The organism is Ochrobactrum sp. XJ1 (assembly GCF_024701725.1).
GTDB lineage: Bacteria > Pseudomonadota > Alphaproteobacteria > Rhizobiales > Rhizobiaceae > Brucella > Brucella anthropi.
On sequence record NZ_VDGD01000006.1, the window covers coordinates 181,325 to 197,314 of the forward strand.

A 15,990-nucleotide genomic window follows, 5' to 3' on the forward strand; every position below is an offset into this window, starting at 1 on the left:
AAAATGCCTTATCCGCCGAACAGCTCGGAAAACTGCTTCTTGTCGGCATCAGTCTGATCGAGAACCTTCTGGGTGTCGATAGACATGATATTGATCTTGGTGCCTTCCGGCAGCCATGCCGGGCGACCAACGCCTTCCTTGGCAGGCAGATAGCCCTGCTCCAATGCCAGCTTCTGGCCATCATCCGACAGGATGAAATCGACGAACTTCTTGGCACCGTTGACGTTCTTGGCGGTTGCCATGATCGCAACCGGTTCGGTCACGGCAGGCACACCTTCCGACGGGAAGACGAACTCGATCGGCGAACCCTTGGCCTTGGCATTGAGCGCCATGAAGTCAACCAGAATGCCATATGGCTTTTCGCCGCTCGCAACCGACTTCAGCACGGCGCCATTGCCTTTAACGCTTGCCAGCTCATTGGCCTTGAGGTTCTTGAAGTAATCCCAGCCAATATCCTTATTGAGTGCAAAGCCGCTCAGGAGATAGGCAGCAGCGCCCGAATAAAGCGGGCTTGGCATGACCACCTGGCCTTTGTAATCGGCCTTGGCGAGATCGGCCCAATGTTCCGGCTTCTGTGCGGCACCCGTGTTGTAGGCGATGCCAGTGGTGATCAGTTTGGAGCCGAAATAGGTCTTGTCGGCGTCATAGCTATCCGCAGCAAAACCATCAACCTTGGCTTCCGGATAGCTAAGCAGGCGCTTGTCCTTCTTGAGACCTTCCATCGTCACCGCATCAGCGATCAGCAGAACGTCAGGCTGCGGCGCGCCAGCCGAAAACTCGGCGGCAAGCTTGGTGAGGAGTTCGCTCGTGCCAGAGCGGAAAATCTGCACATCGGTGTCCGGATTGGCCTTGCGGAAAGCTTCAACCGTCTTTGTCGCATCCGCTTCCGGCTGTGACGTATAGAGCGTCAGCGTATCAGCCTGTGCCACGGCAATGGAAAGAGCAAGAAGCGCAGGTACGACAGCAGCCCGCTTCAGCATCTTGTTCATGGGATTCGCTCCTCGAATTTCTGTATAATGTTCGCCAGCATGACCAGCGATGCCGGTACAATCCTGACGCGTGCGAAGTGATAGCGCGCAGATACTGCCATGGCGATAGGCACGATCATTTCCATTCATGGTGCACCTGTCAAACATCCTGCAACGTGAACCCGGAAAAGCAAAAGCCTCCCGGCGGAATCATAACCATCGGAAGGCTTGTAAGACATTGAATGTTTTGCCGAACAGCCATCCGTATCTCCAAGTATGGAGAAGATGCGGATGGCATTAGAGGAATTGCAATGCGGTTTTATGACAACCGCAAACGCATTCCCGGTAAAAAGATCAACAGATCAGATAACAATCTCGGCGACATGTGCAACCTGCGCACCCGCCTCGTAATAGGCTTCACGCAGACCGCGGAAATTCTGTTCCTTCGGATCGCTGACCGGCAGCGGCAGATCGTCTTCGTTAATCTCGCCTGAAACAAGCTGCGAAAGCAGTTTTCCGAAGACTGTGCCCGGCGCGATGCCACGGCCGTTGTAACCGGAGAATCCAACCACATTGCGCGCGAGGCGATGGAATTTCGGCAGGCTGTCATTGGTCATGCCGATCTTGCCATACCATTCGGCTTCGAACTCGACCTCGCCAATCTGCGGAAAAAGACGCTTCAACGATTTCTTCGCCCATGCCTTATGCACGGCAGCGCCGGTATTGCGCAGTGCGCCAACGCTTCCGAAGACAAGGCGGCCCTGTTGGTCGAAACGGAAGGATGAAAGGACTTCCTTCGTATCCCACACACCCTGACGTTCCGGCAGAATGCTCTTTTTCAGATTATCCGACAGTGGCCTTGTAGCCATGTTGAAATATGGCAGATGAACCAGCTCGGCGCGCACTTCCGGCCATGGCGCATTGGTGTAGGCATTCGTCGCCACAACCACCCAGTTGGCCGTCACGGAACCCTTGGCAGTCTTGACCACCCATTTGCCGTTCTTTTCTTCGGCACCGATCACCGGGCTTCCGGTAAATACTGTCGCGCCAGCGGTAATGGCGGCATGGGCAAGCCCGCGCACATAAGCGAGCGGCTGGATCGTACCGGCGCGCAGATCGAGCAGCGATCCAGCATAGGCCTTGGTTCCAACCTTGGCTTCGGTTTCTTTGGCGTCGAGCAGCTTCACATTGGCGCCGCGGCGCGCCCACTGCTCATGGCGGTCTTCAAGTTCCTTCAGGCCCTTCTTGCCAACAGCGCAATGAAGCGTGCCCTGCTTCTCGACTTCACAGGCGATCTTGTGCTTCTCAACGATTTCGAAGACGAGCTTCGGCGCATTGCCGAGGACATCGAGCAACCGGTCACCATATTTCTGGCCAAGCACGCCGGGCAGATCATCCGGCATGACCCACATGCCCGCATTGACCAGACCCACATTGCGGCCCGAACCGCCATAGCCGATCTCGATACCTTCGAGAACGATGGCTCGCGTGCCTTTTTCGGCCAGATGCAGAGCGGTCGAAAGACCGGTGAAACCGCCACCCACAATCACGACATCCGCAGTCAGATCACCTTGCAGCGCATTCGTCTCGGGGGCGGCAGGGGCGGTCTTTTCCCAAAGACCATGGGAGCGCGGATCGTTCAGCATTGAGAGCAACCATTTTAAATAGTGGAATACGGGCACCCTGCCCGACTGTTTCTATTTCACGCCGCGAAAGCCGGTTGGACAGCGTTATTTGCGCAACAATTCATTCCGGTTTGGAATGAACCAACGGCGAATAATCCGTATTCCCTACCTGCCCGGCGATCCACTGACAAAACACCTGCGTCAGCGGATTTTCCAGCTTTCCTTCCGGCACGACGAGATAATATTCATTCTCGGTTCGCATCGGCTTCTCGAAAAGCATGACCAGCTCACCGCTGAGCAATTCCTGTTCAATCAGATAAAGCGGCAGGAGCGCGAAACCCAGACCGGCCAACGCCGCGCCAATGACCATCGAGAACTGATCGAAGCGATGCCCCCGATAGGCCGACCGCCCCTCGACACCGCAGCTTTCAAACCATTGCGCCCACATTTTGGGCCGCGTCGCAAGATGCAGCAAGGGCTCATTCTCAAGCTCTTCCGGGGCCGACGGATGACGCGCTTTCAACAGGGCCGGGCTGGCAACCGGCACGATGACCTCGCTGCACAGGAAAGTGCAGGTGGCATGTGCCCAGACCGGCTGTCCATAATGGATAGCCAGATCGAACGGCTGTTCCTCGAAGTCGAAGACACCGGAGCGCGACGCGACATTGATGGCAATGCCGGGATGCTTTTCGATGAAATCGGAAATGCGCGGCATCAGCCAGCGCGTGCCGAATGTCGGCAATGTAGCCACACTGAAAGAAGACGTTGATTGCGCCGAAGCCATGGCGCGCAACATCGTGTCCTCCGTCTGGTTCAGAAGACGCCGCACTTCCGGCAAAAATTTCCTGCCTGCGTCGGAAAGCAGAATGCGCTGGCGGATGCGTTCGAACAACAGAACACCGAGCTGGCTTTCAAGATCCTTGATCTGACGGCTGACAGCGCTCTGGGTGAGATTGAGCTCATGCGCAGCCTGCGTGAAACTGCCGTGACGGGCGGCACACTCGAATGCCTGCAGCGTGGCGATGTCCGGGATCAGTCTTCTGCTCAGCTTCATTCCATTCTCGCATTAACATAGTTGCTTTCGTCGCAAGCATAACCGCAAAACGGTCTATATGATACATTTTCATCATAATCCATGCATGTTCCTCCCAAACAAGACATGCACCACCCGAAGATGCCCCACTCGACGGAAATTTTCGCCATGAAAGACCAGAAATTCGTTTCACCGGACGCCATTCGCTCGGCTTTTTCGGCAGCAATGTCCGCCATGTACAAGCAGGAAGTACCTGCTTATGGCACATTGATGGGACTCGTTGCCGATGTGAACGCCAAGGTGCTTGCTGATGACAGTCACCTGCATGAACGTCTGACGGAAACAGATTCGCTTGAACGCATCTCTGAAGAACGTCACGGCGCGATCCGCCTCGGCACAGCTGCTGAACTTTCCATGATGCGCCGTGTTTTCGCGGTCATGGGCATGTTCCCGGTCGGCTATTACGACCTCAGCGCCGCAGGCGTTCCAGTTCATTCGACCGCCTTCCGCCCGGTTGACGATGCGGCACTGAAGCACAATCCGTTCCGTGTCTTCACCTCGCTTCTGCGCCTCGACCTCATCGCCGATGAAAAGCTGCGCGCTGAATCGGAAGAAGTCCTGTTGAAGCGCAACATCTTCACTGCCGGAGCCATCGCTTTTGTCGAAAAGGCTGAAGCCGAAGGCGGCCTCAACGACGACGACGCGAAAGCCTTTGTTGCTGAAGTACTGGAAACCTTCCGCTGGCACGATCATGCCAATGTCAGCGCCGAGCTTTACCATCGCCTGCATGACGCGCATCGCTTGATCGCCGATGTCGTGTCGTTCAAGGGCCCACATATCAACCATCTGACGCCGCGCACGCTCGACATCGACGCCGTGCAGGTTCAGATGCCGGATCGCGGTATTAACCCGAAAGCCGTCGTTGAAGGTCCTCCGACCCGCAAGTGCCCGATCCTTCTGCGCCAGACCTCGTTCAAGGCGCTGGAAGAAGAAGTATCCTTCGTCAATGCAGACGGCACCTGGACGCCGGGCTCGCACACTGCCCGTTTCGGTGAAATCGAACAGCGCGGCGTAGCGCTCACGCCGAAGGGCCGCGCGCTTTACGACAAGCTGCTCAACGACACCCGCGCCGTTGCCCGCCCTGCCCCAGACGGCTCGAATGCAGCTGAATATGTGAAGGCGCTGAGCGACACTTTTGCCGCTTTCCCGGACACATGGGCTGGCGTGCGTGAAGAAGGCCTCGGCTACTTCGCTTATTCGGTCAAGGACGCTGCAAAGCTTGAAGCTTACAAGCCGGGCACCGATATTGAGGTTCTGATTGAAGCTGGCGCGGTTCAGTTCGACCCGATCATCTATGAAGACTTCCTGCCGGTGAGTGCTGCCGGTATATTCCAGTCCAATCTGGGCGACGACGAAACACAGGAATTTGTTGAAAGCCCGAACCAGAAGCGTTTCGAGGATGATCTGGGTGCGAAAGTGCTTAATGAGTTCGAGCACTATGCCCGCATCGAACGCGAATCCATCGAAGCCGTTCAGGCAGGTCTAAAGGGCCTCGAAGCGGCAGAATAAACGCATAGCCCCGAAAAGTTGCAGACTTTTTGGACAGGACTATGCGCAAACAACTCATACAGAGAGGAAAGCCATGAACACCGCTGTTAGAAAAATCGACGTGAAGAAGGAAGCCGCCGATCTGCTTTCCAAACTCGGCGTCGATGCATCCGCTTATACCGGCGGCGACCTTGCCGGTTTCAGCCCTGTTTCGGGCGAACAGATTGCTGCGGTCAAGACCCACAGCAAGGAAGATGCTGTCAAGATCATCGACAAGGCCGATGAAGCCTTCCGCGCCTGGCGCAACGTTCCGGCACCGAAGCGCGGCGAACTGATCCGCCTGCTCGGTGAAGAACTGCGCGCTTCCAAGGAAGACCTCGGCCGTCTTGTTTCGCTCGAAGCTGGCAAGATTCCTTCGGAAGGTCTCGGCGAAGTACAGGAAATGATCGACATCTGCGATTTCGCCGTCGGTCTGTCGCGCCAGCTCTACGGTCTCACCATTGCAACCGAACGCGCTGGCCATCGCATGATGGAAACCTGGCATCCGCTCGGTGTTGTCGGCGTTATCTCTGCCTTCAACTTCCCAGTTGCTGTCTGGTCGTGGAATGCTGCTCTTGCAATCGTTTGCGGCAACTCGGTTGTCTGGAAGCCGTCTGAAAAGACCCTTCTGACCGCTCTTGCCTGCGATGCAATCTTCAAGCGCGCGCTGAAGCGTTTCGGCGATGCACCGGAAGGCCTCTCGCTGCTTCTGCTCGGCGACCGTGAAATCGGTGAAGTCCTCGTCGACAGCCCGAAGGTTCCGGTCGTTTCAGCAACCGGTTCGACCCGCATGGGCCGCGAAGTCGGTCCGCGTCTGGCCAAGCGTTTTGCTCGCGCAATTCTCGAACTCGGCGGCAACAATGCCGGTATCGTCTGCCCGTCGGCCGATCTCGACATGGCTCTGCGTGCGATTGCTTTCGGCGCAATGGGCACTGCCGGTCAGCGTTGCACCACGTTGCGTCGTCTCTTCGTACATGAAAGCGTTTACGACGCTCTCGTTCCGCGTCTGCAGAAGGCTTACGCCAGCGTCACCGTTGGTTCGCCGCTCGAAACCAGCGCTCTGGTCGGTCCGCTGATCGACAAGGTTGCTTTCGACAACATGCAGAAGGCCCTCAAGGAAGCTGCTGCTCACGGCGGCAAGGTACAGGGCGGCGAACGCGTCGATGCTGGCCATGAAAATGCTTACTATGTGCGTCCGGCCATCGTCGAAATGCCGAAGCAGCAAGGTCCGGTTCTTGAAGAAACCTTCGCACCGATCCTTTACGTCATGAAGTATTCGGATTTCGACGACGTGCTGGCAAGCCACAACGAAGTTGGCGCAGGTCTGTCCTCGTCGATCTTCACGCTCAACCTGCAGGAAGCAGAACGTTTCCTCTCGGCTGAGGGTTCGGATTGTGGCATTGCGAACGTCAATATCGGTACTTCGGGTGCTGAAATTGGCGGTGCATTCGGCGGCGAAAAGGAAACCGGTGGCGGTCGTGAGTCGGGTTCGGATGCGTGGAAAGGCTATATGCGCCGCGCAACCAACACCATCAACTACTCGAAGGCTCTGCCGCTCGCACAGGGCGTTTCCTTCGACATCGACTAATCGATCTGATTTCAGATCAAAAGAAAACCCCGCTTCGGCGGGGTTTTTTATTGGCACAATGCATCGACCGGTTGAGATTTTTGCAATGACGCGGCGAAAATGGTGCTTTCTCGAGAACCGGAGCGGAGTGTACTTTAAGGTACATGAGCACCGGAAGCGCAGAGAAGCGCCATTTGCAGACCGTCAGTGCGTAAATATCGACTGGTCGATCAGCCCATACGTTCGGAGGCGAAAGAACCAGGCGAAGCCGGAAATACAACCGTGCGATTGCCGTTGAGGAACGAGCGATGATGAATATGCGCGTGAACAGCGCGTGCCAGAACCTGCGCTTCGACATCACGTCCGATAGACACATAATCCGCCGCACTCTGTGCGTGCGTGATACGGGCGACATCCTGTTCGATGATCGGACCTTCATCAAGATCAGCGGTGACATAATGCGCCGTGGCTCCGATCAGTTTCACACCGCGCTCGTAGGCCTGCTTGTAAGGGTTCGCGCCCTTGAAGGATGGCAGGAAGGAGTGGTGGATGTTGATGATCTTGCCCGACATCTTCTGGCAAAGCTGATCGGACAGAACCTGCATATAGCGCGCAAGAACCACCAGCTCGGTGCCTGTATCATCGACAATATCCAGAAGGCGCTGTTCAGCTTCCGGCTTGTTGGCCTTGGTCACGGCGATATGGTGGAACGGGATGTCGTGATTGACGACAACCTTCTGATAATCGAAATGGTTCGACACGACACCAACGATATCGATTGGCAGAGCGCCGATCTTCCAGCGATAGAGCAGATCGTTCAGGCAATGGCCGAAACGGGAAACCATCAGCAAGGTTTTTGTCCGTTGGGCGTTGTCGTGGAATTCAAATTCCATCTCGAACGGAGCTGCCACGGGCGCAAAGCCTTCACGCAGCACATCAAGCGCTACGCCTTCTTCGGAGATGAAGCTGACGCGCATGAAAAAACGACCGGTATCCAAATCATCGAACTGGGCGCTATCGATGATGTTGCAACCCTTGCCCGCAAGATAACCCGAGATTGCGGCAACGATACCACGAGTGGACTTGCAGGTGACGGTCAGGACAAAATTATGCATCGGACTTCCTCAATTTTCGAAGGCGCAAGCCAAAGCGCGCGCCTTGAAACTAGTTCACGATGCGGCCTCCGCCATGCCAGAATGCGTAATGCACTGACCGGATTGCGCTATCAAGCGACTTTGGAAGAAAGATCGCTCTAATTTGATCAAAGATGCGGATTGCGGTCACGATACCGGGCGACAAGTTCCCGGTTCACCTCACCGGAGCCCGGCATGTTGGCGCTCAGATAAATGGGTGCGTCGCCCTTGCCCACCAGCTTCGCCGCCACATCGGCAAAAATGGCATTGAGGATCGTGACACCAAGCGCCGTCGAAACCGGACCGACCTTCAAAGAACTGCCTTCCACTTCCAGCACCGCATCGCCCGCTGGCGCATCATTATCCAGCACGACATCGGCCAGAGAAAGCAGTTGCGTGCGGCCCTTGGCGATGACGTTGGAATAGGTGACGGAAGTGACCGCGATAACGGCAGCCCCCTTCTCCCGTGCATAGCGCGCAGCCTCAATGGGAGCGGCATTCACACCGGAGTTCGACACGACGATCAGCACGTCACCTTCGCGAATGCCGTAGCGCTCGAGGATCGGCAGCACAGCTCCTTCGATCCGCTCGAAATGCGAGCTGGCAGCCGCTCCGTCCTGCAGCATGATTGCCCCGCAAAGGATCGGCACAGTGATTGCCAATCCGCCCGCGCGATAGTGCAGTTCTTCCGCCATCATGTGCGAATGGCCAGTACCGAACACATAGACGCGGCTGTCTGCCAGTGCGGCAGCAGTAATCAGCTCGGCGGCTTTGGCCATCGGCTCGGCAAGGCGATTACGCAGGCCGGTGAGCCGCGCAATGAGGTCATCAAAATAACGATCTGTAATTTCCGTCATCGACCTTACCCCGAAATCTGTTTTCCGCCAGAAAGCCATGTGGCTTTCGCAAACAGCCCATCGTCAAGATGGACGGCGTCCATCCGCATGCCGGGACGGAACGTTCCGCGATCGTTGAGATGCAGATAGCGCGCCGGATAATGGCTCGCCATGCGCAGTGCCTCGGCCAGCGTCAGCTCCAGTTCGGCCACGCCGAAACGCACCGCCGACGCCATATCGAGATCGGAACCAGCAATGGTGCCATCTGCCAGAACAAGCTTGGAGCAGATGCCGCCTGGCACACGGCGGACGGCACGCCCGTTGATCTCGAAGCTTTCGGAATCCGAACCGACCAGAGCCATGGCATCCGTCACGAAGAACAGGTGGGCATCTCCCCGTTTCGCCCGAAGAGCAAGCCGCAGCGCCATCGGATCGACATGATGGCCATCGGCAACGATACCGCACCAGATGTCGGGATGATCAAGTGCCGCACCAGCCAGCCCCGGTGCACGATGGCCAATCTGGCTCATGGCGTTGAAAAGATGGGTCACGCTTCGCGCACCGGCATCGAAACGCTTGAACGCCTCATCTGCCGTCGTGTCGCTATGGCCGATACTGACGACCACACCGCCGTCGCTCAAACGACGCACCTGATCAGGCGTGACCTGTTCGGCAGCAAGCGTGACCAGCAAGATGCCGATCTGCTTTGCCGTATGGATATAGAGCGCGATATCGGCATCGTTGACGGGGCGCATCAGTTCCGCCAGATGGGCGCCTTTGCGAGCCGGTGCCAGATGCGGTCCTTCCAGATGCAGACCGGCAACGCCCTTGTCGGCCTTGACTGCCTCAATCGCCGCTTCAATGGCCCGGTCGCGCACCGGCGTCGTGTCGGTGATCAGCGTCGGTAGAAGGCTCGTCGTTCCATATTTGCGATGCCCCTTGGCAATCGTGAACATGGTCTCGGGTGTCGGCTGGTCATTGAGCATACGCCCGCCGCCGCCATTGACCTGCGCATCGATGAATCCGGGTGCCAGAACGCCACCGTTCAGGCGCTCGACATCATAGGCTTCGCCTAGTGACGCTTCCGGCACGATGGCTTCGGTCTTGCCATCGCTGAACACCAGTGCGCTTTGGTCGTGAAAGCGCTCGCCGTCGAAAATGCGCGCGCCTGCTATTGCCGATTTTCTTGTCATACCGTCACCGTAACCTTGTTGAGATTGCGCGGCTTGTCTGGGTCAAAACCCTTGCGGCGCGTGACCGCTTCAATGACGCGGTAATAATTGATGAGGGAAACCAGCGGATCGAGATGCGCATTGCCTGTGCTAGCCGATGGCAGTCGGAAGCCCGGTGTTTCCGCATCGGATAGCGACACGATGCTCGCTCCAAACGAATGCAGCCGCTTCAGGGCCTGCATGTTGGTGTCGAACGCTTCATCGCGCGGCAGGAAGGAAATAATCGGGAAACCTTCTTCCACCAGACGCATCGGACCGTGCATCAGCTCTGCCAGAGAGAAGGCCTCCGCATGGATATTGGCGGTTTCCTTTGCCTTCAGCGCAGCCTCAAGCGCGATTGCAAAGGCCGTGCCGCGACCGCCGGTATAAAGCGAGCGGGCATTGAAAAGGAGATTTTCAACCGCTTCGCGACCGTCAGGCCGTGTTGCAGCAAGCGCCTCCGGCAGGCGCTGCAGTCCGGCCTGCAGGCTTGCGTCACCGCTGGCCGACGCGACCACACCCGACAATGCCGCGACTGCGGCAATGAACGACTTGGTGGCAGCAACACTCTTTTCTTCACCAGCATTGAGCGCGAGTACCACGTCGGCGGCATTACCCAGCGGGCTATCGACAACGTTCACGACGGCAATTGTGGTGGCACCACCTTTTTTGGCAGCGTCCTGCGCTGCAACAATGTCCGGGCTCGCGCCGGATTGCGACACGGTAAAGTGCAATCCGTTCTTGAGCTTCAGCTTGGAACCGTAGACCGACGCCACCGAAGGCCCGATGGAAGCCACCGGAATACCCATGGTGATTTCCATCAGATATTTGAAGAATGTCGCCGCATGATCGGACGAACCACGCGCGGCGGTGGTGATGACGGCAGGTTCGTTCTTCTGGAAAATGCGCGCGATTTCCGCAAAGGTGCCTGCCTCCTTCTCAAGCAGACCGGCGACGACGGCAGGCGACTGTTCGGTTTCCTGCAGCATCAGGGAGGAAGGGCTGTTCATGGTCATTCTCCAATTTTCAGTTCGGCGACGAAGTCATAGGCATCGGCGCGATAGTGCGAACGGGTATATTCGACGATCCGGTCGTCCTCGAGATGCGAGACACGCTCGATCAAAAGTGCTGGCGCACCCCTGTGCACACCAAGCAGGCGTGCCGTGCCGGGGTCGAGTGTAACCGCCGTCAGGCGCTGCAAGGCGCGCACCGGCTTGTGGCCACGCCTTGCCAATGCGCCATAAAGCGAGGTTTCTTCGACGCGATCCTGATCCAGATAATGGCGCGGGACCACAGCCCGCTCGAAGGCCATCGGCACACCATCGGCAAGGCGCAGACGATCCAGCCGCACCACCGTCGTATCAACGCCGATTCCCAGCCGGAAAGCCTCGTCGGGCGACGGCCTGTCAACCTTGTTGGTGACAACGCGTGCGCCCGGCTCCTTGCCACGCGACAGCATATCCTCGGAAAACGAAGTCAGGCGCCAGAGATGCTGGCTGATGCGGGCCGGGCGTTCGGCAACGAAGGTGCCGCTGCCGCGCCGCGCCTCGACCGCGCCCTGAGTCAGCAGTTCCTTATAAGCATTGCGAACAGTGATGCGGCCGACGCCAAGCTGCTCCGCCAGATCGCGCTCCGGCGGCAGTCCGACAGCGGGCGCAAGTTGCCCCTCCTCGATCAGTTCACCGAGAATACGCGCAAGGTTCCGGTAAAGCGGCCCCGTAAGCTGCGGATCGTGCAAACCGCGCTCCTCAATAGCCGTGATCAATGTGGTTCTATTCATACTTCATATAATAGAACCTATATAGAACCAATGGCAAGTGACAATCTCATGAAAAAAGCCCGGTCATGACCGGGCTTTTTGTTTAATGCGATTGCGGAGCGGGATGCGCCTCGGCCGGTGGCTCATCTACGCCATGCTCGGGCTCCTTGATCCGGAACCAGGCGACATAAAGTGCCGGCAGGAAGAGAAGCGTGATTGCCGTGCCCGCTATGATGCCGCCCATCATGGCATAGGCCATTGGTCCCCAAAACACTTCACGCGCAATCGGGATCAGTGCCAGACTTGCTGCCGCCGCCGTCAGCGCGATGGGTCGCATTCGGTGCTGACTGGCCTGCGTCACCGCATCCCACGGGTGCATGCCCTCGGTGATATGCTCTTCGACCTGCACGATCAGAATGACCGAGTTTCGGATAAGAATACCGACCAGTGCCAGCACACCAAGGATGGCCACGAAGCCGAGCGGTTTGCCGCTCGGTAACAAGGCAGCCACCACACCGATCAGTCCAAGCGGCGCCACGGCGACAACAAGGAACAAGCGCTGGAAGCTTTGAAGCTGGATCATCAGGATTGTCGCCATGACGAACAGCATCAGAGGCACCACGGCAGCAATCGGCCCCTGGCTCTTACCGCTCTCCTCCACCGTGCCAGCAATCTGGATCTGATAACCGGACGGCAACTTGTCGGCGAAAGTCTTGATGGCAGGTGCCAGATCCTTGACGATCGTATCCGGCATCGTCTTGTCGATAATGCCTGCAGCAACCGTGATCGTAGGAATACGCGAACGGCGATAGACAACCGGCTGTTCCAGCTCATATCGGAAATTGGCAATCGCGGCCAATGGCACCGACGTCCCGTTACCGGTTGCGATCTGAAGACTTTGCAGCGTATCGATCGAATCGCGTTCGTGTTTCTGTGCCCGCACAATAACGTCGATCAGATAGATCGAATCCCGCACCTGAGTGATGGTGATACCGCCGACAACGCCGTTCAGGGTCGTTGCAATATCCTTCGAGGAAATGCCGAGCTTTCTCGCCTTGTCCTGCATGACGTCGACGCGGATAACCCGACCCGGCTCGTTCCAGTTGTAGCTCACCACTCCAAGCCGCTTGTCGGAACTGAGGATGCCGGCAAAGTCCTGTGCGACACCGCGCAGTTTTTGGACATCCGGACCCGAGATGCGATATTGCACCGGACGGCCAACTGGCGGTCCAAGCTCCAGATACTTCACATAGACATCCGTCCCGACATAATCCTTGCGCAGAACCTCGTTGAATTTCTGCTTGAGCCTGTCACGCGCTTCGAGGTCCTTCGCGACAACGACCATCTGCCCGAAATAGGGATTTGCTGGCTGCACGTCGAAGGAGAGAATGAAACGGATAGCACCTTCCCCGACATACGTGCTCCAGTGATCCACATCGGGATTGTCCTTGAGCATCGTGGCTTCAAACTTCTCCATCTGGGCCTTGGTGTCGGTGATGGAACTGTTCTGAGGCAAGGTCCAGTCGAGCACCAGTTCCGGACGGTCGGATTCCGGGAAGAACTGCCGTTCGATAAAGCCCATGCCGAAAACCGAAACGAGGAAAAGTGCAATGGTCGTAATGATCGTGATCCACTTGTGCCGCATGGACGCAAGCAGGACCTGCGAAAATATCTGGAAAAGACGGCTGTGCTTTTCCTCATGCGCCTTCATTTTCTTCGGCAGGAAAGTGACACCCAGCAAAGGCGCAAACAGAACTGCCACGATCCAGGAAACAAGCAGCGAAACCGCAATCACTACGAACAATGTGAACGTGTACTCACCCGCCTGACTGTTGTTCAGTCCGATGGGGATGAACCCGGCAATCGTAACCAGCGTGCCTGTCAGCATCGGGAAAGCCGTATGCGAATAGACATAGGTCGCAGCCTTGTTGATGGGATCGCCGTGCTCAAGCCGGGCCACCATCATTTCCACCGCAATCATCGCGTCATCGACCAGGAGGCCTAGCGCGATGATGAGCGCACCGAGCGACACGCGTTGCAGGGAAATATCCATCAAAGACATCGCCAGGAAGGTGATTGCCAACACCAGCGGGATCGAAAGCGAAACGACAAAACCCGCTCGCACCCCAAGACTGACGAAGCTCACCGCCAGAACGATGATAACCGCTTCAAACAGAGCTTCGGTAAAGCCCGAAACAGCGTCCTTGACGACTTCCGGCTGATCGGCAACCTTGAAGACCTTGACACCGACCGGGAGTTCCGCCGTCACCTGGCTCATCATTTTGTCGAGTGCCGCGCCAAATTCGAGCAGGTTGCCGTTCGGCTTCATGCCAATGCCGAGGCCGATCGCATCGTGCCCGTTCACCCGGAAAATGGATGCGGGCGGGTCGACATAGCCGCGCGTAATCGTCGCGACGTCGGAAAGACGGAAGAAGCGATCATTAACGCGCAGGTTTACCGCACGCAGATCCGCTTCCGAATTGAACTGTCCGCTGACGCGCACGCTGATGCGCTCCGGCCCGGCTTCCACTACACCGGACGGCGTAATGGCATTCTGGTCCTGCAAGGCCTGCAGGATTGCCTGCTGATCCAGTCCAAGCGCTGCAATCTGGCGCGTCGAGAACTCCAGATAGATCGCTTCGTCCTGCGCGCCGATCAGCTCGACCTTGCCCGCATTGGGCAATGTCAGAATTTTCGTCCGCGTGCTTTCGGCATAGTCCCGCAACTGTCGCATGGAAAGACCATCCGACGTGAATGCATAGACGTTTCCGTAAACGTCACCGAACTGGTCATTAAAATACGGTCCGAGAACGCCCTGAGGCAGCGTATTCTGAATATCGTTCAGAAAATGACGCACTTCGGTCCATGACTTTTTGACCTGCTCGGCCCGCGTCGTGTCTTTCAGAAAGACGAACACGACCGACTTGCCCGCCGTGGTTATGCTGCGCGTATAATCGAGCGTATCCAGTTCTTCGAGCTTCTTTTCCAGCCGGTCCGTGACCTGATTGAGCGTTTCGTCGACGGAGGCGCCGGGCCAGTTGGCCTGTACAACCATCGTCTTGACGGTGAAGTCCGGATCCTCCTCACGACCAAGGTCAAGATAGGAAATCAGGCCCGCCACCAGAAAGACGAGCATGAAATACCAGACCAGAGACCGATGATTCAGAGCCCAGTCAGACAGATTAAATCCCTTCTTCACAGGCCCGTTCCTTTCTCGTCCAGGCGGACTTTCTGTCCTTCTTTCAACTCATGCACACCGGCAATCGCAACATAGCTTCCGACATCCACGCCACCGGCAACGAAACTGTTGCCGCGCCGTTCAGTCACCTGCACGTCATGAAGAGAGACCGTCTGTTTATGCGGATCGATAACCCAGATGCTTGTCTTGCCGTTTTCGTCGAGCAAAGCCTGTATCGGCATCGTCACAAGATTCTGTTCAGGCCCGGCTTTGGCTGCCCGGATCGTCGCGCCAAGGCGAAAGCCTTCCGGAGGGTTGTCGAGAGCAATACGCACACGGCGTGTGCGTGTCTGCGCATCAGCCTGCGGCGCCACCTCGCGTACTGTTCCCTGCCCTGTCACTTTCGGATCGGCCTGGAGCTGTACATTGAATGGCGTGCCCTGCTCAAAATATTGCGTCATGCTGTCAGGAATATCGAGCACCGCTTCGCGAATATCGGGACGCGCAACCGTCATAACCGTCTGGCCAGCGGCAACCACCTGCCCGACTTCGGCATTCGTTGCAGAAATGACGCCATCATAATCCGGACGCAGCACAGCGTAACTGCGCTGATCCTGCGCCTTTTTCAGCCCTGCCCTGGCTTTTTCCAACCCGGCCTCTGCGCTGTCACGCGCCTGTCTGGCGGCATCATAATCGGCTTGCGAAACGTTGTTGCCCTTAAGCAGGATGCTCTGGCGTTCTTCGCTCGCCGCAGCGTTGGCATATTGTGCTTCGGCGCTCGCCAGATCAGCCCTCGCAGACTGAACGGCAAGATCGAGGTTGGATGGATCAACCATCGCAACCATCTCGTCCTTTTTCACAATATCCCCCACCTGAACAGGCCGATTGATAATTCGCCCAAGCACACGGAATGCAAGATCAGTGGAATAGCGTGGCTCAATCGTGCCTGCAAAACCCGTCTGCGTTACGGGCTTGGGCTCGACCACCATATAAAGAACCGGACGGACAGGGTCCGTCTCAGCCGTGTTCTCTTCACCTTTTCCGCAAGCGGCAAGCGCAAGCATGGCAGCGATAACAGCAATACTGCTCATGG

General features: G+C 57.1%; 12 protein-coding genes. 2 read left to right on the forward strand and 10 right to left on the reverse strand.

The features are described from left to right. Positions 1 to 8: 8 nt before the first annotated feature. The 3 genes from FG152_RS12585 to FG152_RS12595 all read right to left on the reverse strand — a co-directional run bounded on the left by FG152_RS12585 (position 9) and on the right by FG152_RS12595 (position 3,647). Positions 9 to 989 carry an ABC transporter substrate-binding protein gene (locus FG152_RS12585; RefSeq protein ID WP_029376048.1) on the reverse strand — a complete coding sequence of 327 codons (981 nt, stop codon included), beginning with the start codon at positions 987 to 989 and terminating at the stop codon, positions 9 to 11. Between the two features lie 341 nt (positions 990 to 1,330). Next, positions 1,331 to 2,614 carry an NAD(P)/FAD-dependent oxidoreductase gene (locus tag FG152_RS12590; protein WP_010659531.1) on the reverse strand — a complete coding sequence of 428 codons (1,284 nt, stop codon included), beginning with the start codon at positions 2,612 to 2,614 and terminating at the stop codon, positions 1,331 to 1,333. Between the two features lie 100 nt (positions 2,615 to 2,714). Further along, a complete protein-coding gene (locus FG152_RS12595) occupies positions 2,715 to 3,647 on the reverse strand; it encodes a LysR family transcriptional regulator (RefSeq protein ID WP_010659530.1) in 933 nt (310 codons plus the stop codon). A gap of 147 nt (positions 3,648 to 3,794) precedes the next feature. Here FG152_RS12595 and hglS point away from each other — a divergent pair, with 147 nt between their 5' ends. Beyond that, entirely contained in the window at positions 3,795 to 5,195 is a 1,401-nt protein-coding gene (gene hglS / locus FG152_RS12600; RefSeq protein ID WP_010659529.1) for a 2-oxoadipate dioxygenase/decarboxylase HglS, read from the forward strand. Positions 5,196 to 5,268: 73 nt separating this feature from the next. After that, a complete protein-coding gene (gene amaB / locus FG152_RS12605) occupies positions 5,269 to 6,801 on the forward strand; it encodes an L-piperidine-6-carboxylate dehydrogenase (protein WP_010659528.1) in 1,533 nt (510 codons plus the stop codon). 209 nt (positions 6,802 to 7,010) lie between these two features. Here amaB and purU read toward each other — a convergent pair whose 3' ends face one another. From purU to FG152_RS12640, 7 genes are all read right to left on the reverse strand, one after another. Beyond that, positions 7,011 to 7,895 carry a formyltetrahydrofolate deformylase gene (gene purU / locus FG152_RS12610; RefSeq protein WP_010659527.1) on the reverse strand — a complete coding sequence of 295 codons (885 nt, stop codon included), beginning with the start codon at positions 7,893 to 7,895 and terminating at the stop codon, positions 7,011 to 7,013. 146 nt (positions 7,896 to 8,041) lie between these two features. Further along, positions 8,042 to 8,770, reverse strand: coding sequence for an SIS domain-containing protein (locus FG152_RS12615; RefSeq protein WP_010659526.1), 729 nt, complete (start codon positions 8,768 to 8,770; stop codon positions 8,042 to 8,044). A gap of 5 nt (positions 8,771 to 8,775) precedes the next feature. After that, positions 8,776 to 9,942, reverse strand: a complete 1,167-nt coding sequence (gene nagA / locus FG152_RS12620) for an N-acetylglucosamine-6-phosphate deacetylase (protein WP_010659525.1) — start codon at positions 9,940 to 9,942, stop codon at positions 8,776 to 8,778. Then, complete coding sequence (locus FG152_RS12625; RefSeq protein WP_010659524.1) at positions 9,939 to 10,970, reverse strand: SIS domain-containing protein; 1,032 nt, start codon at positions 10,968 to 10,970, stop codon at positions 9,939 to 9,941. The genes nagA and FG152_RS12625 overlap by 4 nt, the downstream gene beginning before the upstream one ends. A 2-nt stretch (positions 10,971 to 10,972) precedes the next feature. Then, positions 10,973 to 11,740, reverse strand: coding sequence for a GntR family transcriptional regulator (locus tag FG152_RS12630; RefSeq protein WP_010659523.1), 768 nt, complete (start codon positions 11,738 to 11,740; stop codon positions 10,973 to 10,975). Positions 11,741 to 11,822: 82 nt separating this feature from the next. Continuing rightward, a complete protein-coding gene (locus tag FG152_RS12635; protein WP_010659522.1) occupies positions 11,823 to 14,918 on the reverse strand; it encodes an efflux RND transporter permease subunit in 3,096 nt (1,031 codons plus the stop codon). After that, positions 14,915 to 15,988 (reverse strand): efflux RND transporter periplasmic adaptor subunit, encoded by a 1,074-nt coding sequence (locus tag FG152_RS12640; protein WP_373366441.1) that lies wholly within the window; start codon positions 15,986 to 15,988, stop codon positions 14,915 to 14,917. Before FG152_RS12640 ends, FG152_RS12635 begins: the two co-directional genes overlap by 4 nt. Between the last annotated feature and the right edge of the window lie 2 nt (positions 15,989 to 15,990).